This window comes from Terrabacter sp. P5_B1, assembly GCF_056400505.1.
In genome coordinates, this window is sequence record NZ_JBFULD010000255.1 from 1 (window position 1) to 6239 (window position 6239).

The 6239-nt window shown below is 70.9% G+C and carries 7 protein-coding genes; 4 read left to right on the forward strand and 3 right to left on the reverse strand.

Features of this window, described 5'->3' with window-relative positions; translation table 11 throughout:
- Positions 1 to 526: ABC transporter ATP-binding protein (locus AC1DP0_RS16365; protein ID WP_478086150.1), on the reverse strand; the 526-nt coding region annotated here is incomplete at its 3' end.
- 60 nt (positions 527 to 586) lie between these two features.
- On the opposite strand from AC1DP0_RS16365, the gene AC1DP0_RS16370 reads away from it, so the two are divergent.
- Positions 587 to 1351, forward strand: a complete 765-nt coding sequence (locus AC1DP0_RS16370; protein ID WP_478086155.1) for a hypothetical protein — start codon at positions 587 to 589, stop codon at positions 1349 to 1351.
- Positions 1352 to 1374: 23 nt separating this feature from the next.
- On the opposite strand, the gene AC1DP0_RS16375 is transcribed toward AC1DP0_RS16370, so the two are convergent.
- The gene (locus tag AC1DP0_RS16375) at positions 1375 to 1812 is read right to left on the reverse strand and encodes a pilus assembly protein CpaE (protein WP_478086157.1); all 438 of its coding nucleotides are present in this window, start codon (positions 1810 to 1812) and stop codon (positions 1375 to 1377) included.
- Positions 1813 to 1884: 72 nt separating this feature from the next.
- Positions 1885 to 3087: a glycogen synthase gene (gene glgA, locus AC1DP0_RS16380; RefSeq protein ID WP_478086159.1), complete on the reverse strand. Its 1203-nt coding sequence runs from the start codon at positions 3085 to 3087 to the stop codon at positions 1885 to 1887.
- Between the two features lie 102 nt (positions 3088 to 3189).
- Here glgA and glgC point away from each other — a divergent pair, with 102 nt between their 5' ends.
- The 3 genes from glgC to AC1DP0_RS16395 all read left to right on the forward strand — a co-directional run.
- Positions 3190 to 4446, forward strand: coding sequence for a glucose-1-phosphate adenylyltransferase (gene glgC, locus AC1DP0_RS16385; protein WP_478086161.1), 1257 nt, complete (start codon positions 3190 to 3192; stop codon positions 4444 to 4446).
- Positions 4447 to 4526: 80 nt separating this feature from the next.
- Positions 4527 to 5339 carry an LLM class F420-dependent oxidoreductase gene (locus AC1DP0_RS16390; RefSeq protein WP_478086167.1) on the forward strand — a complete coding sequence of 271 codons (813 nt, stop codon included), beginning with the start codon at positions 4527 to 4529 and terminating at the stop codon, positions 5337 to 5339.
- A 101-nt stretch (positions 5340 to 5440) separates the two neighbouring features.
- The coding region (locus tag AC1DP0_RS16395; RefSeq protein ID WP_478086163.1) for an ACT domain-containing protein at positions 5441 to 6239 on the forward strand (799 nt) is incomplete at its 3' end.

Sequence of the window (6239 nt, forward strand, 5' to 3'; positions counted from 1 at the left end):
GGTCGAGCCCGGCGGCGGGCTCGTCGAGGAGCATGAGCTCCGGGTCGGTCATCAGGGCCCGCGCGATCTGGACGCGCTTGCGCTCCCCCTCGCTCAGGGTCCCGTAGGGGCGGTCTGCCAGATGGTCGGCGCCGAGCGCCTTGAGCAGCTCCATGGCGCGGACGTAGTCGACGTGGTCGTAGGTCTCGCGCCACCGGCCGATGATGCCGTACGAAGCGGTGACGACGACGTTGCCGACGAGCTCCCCGGCGGGGATCCGTTCGGCCATCGACGAGCTCGCCAGGCCGATGCGGGGACGCAGCTCGAAGACGTCGACGGCGCCCAGGACCTCCCCGAGGACTCCCGCGACGCCGGAGGACGGGTGCATGCGCGCGGCGGCAATCTGCAGCAGGGTGGTCTTGCCGGCACCGTTGGCGCCCAGCACGACCCAGCGCTCGCCCTCCTCGACCTCCCACGTGACGTCGTCGAGCAGCGTCGAGGCACCGCGTCGAACGGTGACTCCGGCGAAGGCGAGGACGTCGCTCATGGCTCGACCCTATGGCAATGGTCACCGGGGCGCCGACGCGGCGCACCCTAGGATGGCGAGGTGTCCGAGCTGCCCGCGTCCGTGCGCCTGGCGCTGTGGACCACGGCCTCGTGGCGCGGCGACCTCGGGACGACGGATGCCCTGGACCGCGCCTTCCCCGACCTCGACCACGTCGCCGGCGACCTCACCCGACTGGACGTCTGGCGTGACCTCGGGGAGCAGGCCCTCTTCGTGGCCCTCCCCCGTCCAGGAGACCTCAGTCGTATGCCGCGTGGCTCGGCCGCTGCCACCGCTGCGGCCTCCGACGCCGGTGAGTGCGTCTTCGTGGCCGGCATCGGGGGGATCCTCGTCCCGACGCTCTCCGAGTTCGGACCCGAGGGCGACGTCGGTGTGCGCGCGGACTGGACCGCCTACGAGGCGGATCCGATGCCCCGGCACCGGATGGAGATGCTCGACCTGCGCGAGATCGAGCGCGAGCTCATGACGCGTCTGCGCGAGCACACCGAGCGCTTCGACGAGGTCGGCGGACACCCGTGGGGCGACGAGGCGCGCGCCGAGGCGCAGGCCGACCTCGACACCGGCCTCTGGGGCATCCCGGCGGCCACGGCCGGCCGCGCCCTGCGCCTGATGTCGCTGGCGGCCAACCTCTCCCGGGTCGCCCACCGCAACGCCAACAGGACCTCCCTCGGTTCGGGAGGGCTCGACGCCGGGACCACGGCCACCCGCACGCGGCTCCTGCGCGACCTCGCAGCCGATGCCGACGTGGCCCTCGCCGACGCGACGAACGTCGCGGTCATGTCGATCGCCGGCTGGCGCCCCGCGTGACGCAGGCGTGACTCAGGCGTGACTCAGGCGGTCTGCTCACCCTCGGGGGCGGACGTCTCGAGACGCATGAGCAGCGCACGCGCGTAGGCGCGTTCGGCGTCGATGTCGGCGTGACGCTCGACCGCGCCGTCACGCCGCCGGGCCGTCACGGCATACCCACCCTCGAGCTGTTCGAGCGACACGAACGACTCGCCGAGCAGGTCGCGCAGCTGGTCCTCGCGCGGCAGCCACACGACCTTGTCCTGCTCGACGCTGTCGAGGGCCCACTCGGTCGTGCCGTTGAAGCCGATGACGTCGCCGGTGGTGAAGTGGTGCACGTCGACGGTGATCTCACTGATGACGAAGACGTCGTTCTCCATGCCGCTCACGGGCACGACGAAACGGTCTCCGGAGACCGGCTCCCAGCGCAGTCCCGCGTCGGAGAGCCGGCGGGCGAGCTCGATGGTCAGCATGTCCTCCATGGTCACATCCCCCCGAGAGATCGCCAAGCAACCCTGGATCTGCTCCATGACGGAGCGCGCCGCGCTGGGAGCTCAGGCGCCGAGGACCGCCCGGTAGACCTCGAGCGTGCGGTCACCGATGGACGCCCACGAGAACGCGTCGACAGCCCTCGAACGACCGGCACGACCGAAGGCGTGGGCGCGGTCCACGTCCGACACCGCGTCGGTCAGCGCCGCCGCGAGGTCGGCCACGAACCGGTCCGGGTCGACCGGCGTCCCCGTGCCGTCCTGGACCTGCTCGATGGGCACGAGCCACCCGGTCTCTCCGTCGACGACGACCTCCGGGATGCCGCCGGTGGCCGTCGCGACGACCGCGAGCTCGCACGCCATCGCCTCGAGGTTGACGATGCCGAGCGGCTCGTAGACCGACGGACAGGCGAAGACGGTGCCATGGCTCAGCAGCGCCACGACCTCGTGCCGCGGCAGCATGTCGGGAATCCAGACGACGCCATCGCGCTGGGCCCGCAGCTCGTTCATGAGTCCCTCGACCTCGGCGAGGATCTCCGGGGTGTCAGGGGCGCCGGCGCAGAGCACGAGCTGGACGTCGGGCGGCAGCTGAGCGCACGCGCGCAGCAGGTACGGCAGTCCCTTCTGGCGGGTGATGCGACCGACGAAGACGACCGAGCGTTTGTCGGGGTCGACGCCGTACCGGCGGACGATCTCGGTGGCCTCGGCCGAGCGGTCGGCCTGCCACAGCTGCGAGTCGATCCCGTTGTGCACCACGTGAACCCGCGCCGGATCGAGGGACGGGTAGCTCTTGAGGATGTCCTCGCGCATGCCGGCGCTGACCGCGACGACGCCGGCTGCGGACTCGTACGCCGTGCGCTCGGCCCACGACGACACGCGGTAGCCGCCTCCGAGCTGCTCGGCCTTCCACGGCCGCATGGGTTCGAGGGAGTGCGCGGTCACGACGTGCGGCATGCCACCGAGGAGCGAGGCGAGGTGGCCGGCCATGTTGGCGTACCACGTGTGGGAGTGGACGAGGTCAGCCCCGACGCAGTCGCCCGCCATGCTGACGTCGACGCCGAGGGTCTGCATCGCGGCGTTGCCGCCGGCGAGCTCCGTCAGGTCGGCATACGCCGTCGTGCCGGCCTCGTCACGCGGGGATCCGAAGCAGCGCACCTGCACGTCGATGTCGCCCCGGGAGCGCAACGCCCGGACGAGTTCTGCCACATGAACACCCGCGCCTCCGTAGATGGCCGGCGGGTACTCCTTGCTGAGGATGTCGACGCGCACGTTCCGACCCTAGTGCCGCTTCCATCCCGCGAAGCGGAAAGCTCGGGCGATCTTGCGTGCTGAACCTGTCAGCGGGCGGACCGCTGCCCTAGGGTGGCGCTCATGGCCCGACGAAGCCCAGCTGCTGGTCCGAAAGTCCTCGCGATCGTGCTCGCCGGCGGAGAGGGCAAGAGGTTGATGCCGCTCACCGCCGACCGCGCCAAACCCGCCGTGCCGTTCGCCGGCATCTACCGGCTCATCGACCTGGCGCTGTCMAACGTCGTCAACTCCGGCTACCTCCAGGTCGTCGTGCTGACGCAGTACAAGTCGCACAGCCTCGACGCGCACGTGACGAAGACGTGGCGCATGTCGACCCTCCTCGGCAACTACGTCACGACCGTGCCGGCCCAGCAGCGTGTCGACAAGAACTGGTACCTCGGCAGCGCCGACGCGATCTACCAGAGCCTCAACCTCATGCACGACGAGCGACCCGACATCGTCGTCGTCGTGGGCGCGGACCACGTCTACCGCATGGACTTCAGCCAGATGGTCGAGCAGCACATCGAGTCGGGCGCCGCGTGCACCGTTGCCGCGATCCGTCAGCCGATCTCRCTCGCCAACCAGTTCGGCGTCATCGAGGTCGACGACGCCGACCCGACGAAGATCGCCGCGTTCCTCGAGAAGCCGAGCGACCCCAAGGGCCTGCCCGACAACCCCGACGAGGTGCTCGCCTCGATGGGCAACTACGTCTTCACCGCGGATGCCCTCGAGGAGGCCGTGACGACCGACCGCGAGACCGACTCGAACCACGACATGGGCGGCGACATCGTGCCCTACTTCGTGGGGCGCGGTGAAGCGGGCGTCTACGACTTCAAGGACAACGAGGTGCCGGGGGCGACCGACCGCGACCGCGGCTACTGGCGGGACGTCGGGACCATCGAGTCGTACTACGACGCGCACATGGACCTCATCTCGATCCACCCGGTCTTCAACCTCTACAACTACGAGTGGCCCATCTACACCCAGCACAGCCCCTACCCGCCCGCGAAGTTCGTGCACGGCAGCGGCGACCGCATCGGCGAGGCCCTCAACTCGGCGGTCTCCCCCGGCGTCGTCGTCTCGGGCGCCCACATCTACGCCTCCGTGCTCTCGCCGCTCGTGCACGTCCACTCGTACGCCAGCATCCAGGGCTCGGTGCTGCTCGACGGCGTCGAGGTCAACCGGCACGCGCAGATCCGTCGGGCCATCATCGACAAGAACGTCGTCATCCCGGAGGGCTGCCAGATCGGCATCGACCACGAGCACGACAAGGCCCGAGGCTTCCACGTCACCGAGACAGGGATCGTCGTGGTGGGCAAGGGGCAGGTCGTCACCCGGTGAGCCCGTCCGACCACGCCCGGACCAGGACAGAGCCCGATCCCCCTGCGAGCGTTGGCGATCCGCGCCCGGCCCGCGTCGGTATCCAGATCCCACCGCAGCACGCGACGTGGGCCCAGATCCGGCGGACCGCGGCGACACTCGAGGAGATGGGCGTCGACGTCCTGCTCAACTGGGACCACTTCTTCCCGCTGAGTGGTGACCGGGGCGGGCTGCACTTCGAGTGCTGGACCATGCTGGGGGCGTGGGCCGAGTCGACCGAGGCCGTCGAGATCGGCGCGCTCGTGACGTGCAACAGCTACCGCAACCCGAGCCTGCTCGCCGACATGGCGCGCACCGTCGACCACATGAGCGGCGGACGCCTCATCCTCGGCATCGGCTCGGGCTGGAAGCAGCTGGACTACGACGAGTACGGCTACGACTTCCGCACCGCCGGTGGGCGCCTCGACGACCTGGCGCGCGACCTGCCGATCATCCGCGAGCGCTGGACACGGCTCAACCCGGCCCCGACCCGCGACATCCCGATCCTCATCGGCGGCGGCGGCGAGAGGAAGACCCTCCGGATCGTCGCCGAGCACGCGGACATCTGGCACGGTTTCGGCGACCGCGACGAGATCGCGCACAAGCACCGGGTCCTCGACGAGTGGTGCGCACGTCGCGGACGGGACCCGCTGGAGATCGAACGGTCGGCGGGCGTCGCGTTCGTGCCGGGCCGCAACCCCGACCAGTCGGGTGACTACGCCAGCAACGCCCAGCAGCTCCACGACATCGGGACGCGTCTCTTCACGGCCAGCGTCGCTGCGGCGCACCCCGACCTCGCGCGCGTGCGTGACCTGCTGCAGTGGCGCGACGAGGTCAACGCCGTTCGCAGGAAACCCTCCGGACGCACCGGCTGACCCTCGCCGCCCTCCGACGACGAAGGGTGCGGCCCGGCCTACGACAGGTCGTATGCCGGAAGGTGGCGCGGGCGCCCGCCCGGCGTCACTACCCTGACCCGGTGACCGAAGCGAACAGCACGGACGGAACGGACATCCAGACCCTGAGCGTCACCGTGACGGGAGACGACCGGCCCGGTGTGACCGGAACGCTGCTGGGAGCCCTGTCCGGGGTCGACGCGCAGGTCCTCGACATCCAGCAGGTCGTCGTCAACGGCCATCTGACGCTCACGGTCCTGCTGCGCCCCGGGGTGCACGTCGAGCAGCTGCGCGACGCCGCCGCGGTTGCCGCCCACCGCCTCGGCCTGACGCTCACCGTCGTCGAGGGCACCGGCGTCAACGCACGCTCGCGGCACGGGCGCGCCGCCGTCGTCATCCTGGGCGCCCCGCTCAGCGCGGACGCCGTCTCCCTCGTCACCACCCGGATCGCCGACCACGGCGCCAACATCGACCGCATCCGTCGTCTGTCGCGCTACCCCGTGACGACCGTGGAGTTCGACATCTCCGGCGCCGACGTGCCGTCCCTGCGCACCGAGCTCGCGCTGGTCGCCACGTCCGAGGGCATCGACATCGCGGTCGCACCGGGCGGCCTGGCCCGCCGTGGCCGACGCCTCGTCGTCCTCGACGTCGACTCGACCCTCATCCAGCAGGAGGTCATCGAGCTGCTCGCGGCGCACTGCGGCCGCGAGGCCGAGGTCGCGGAGGTGACGGCCCGCGCGATGGCCGGCGAGCTCGACTTCGAGGAGTCGCTGCGCGCCCGGGTGGCGACGCTGGCCGGCCTGCCCGCCGCCGTCCTGGACGAGGTGCGGGAGGCCGTGGAGCTGACCCCCGGCGCGCGGACCCTGGTCCGCACCCTCAAAC

Coding starts and splice junctions, on each gene's coding strand:
- AC1DP0_RS16375 (WP_478086157.1), bottom strand. CDS start 1,812: ATGGAGGACATGCTGACCATCGAGCTCGCCCGCCGGCTCTCCGACGCG.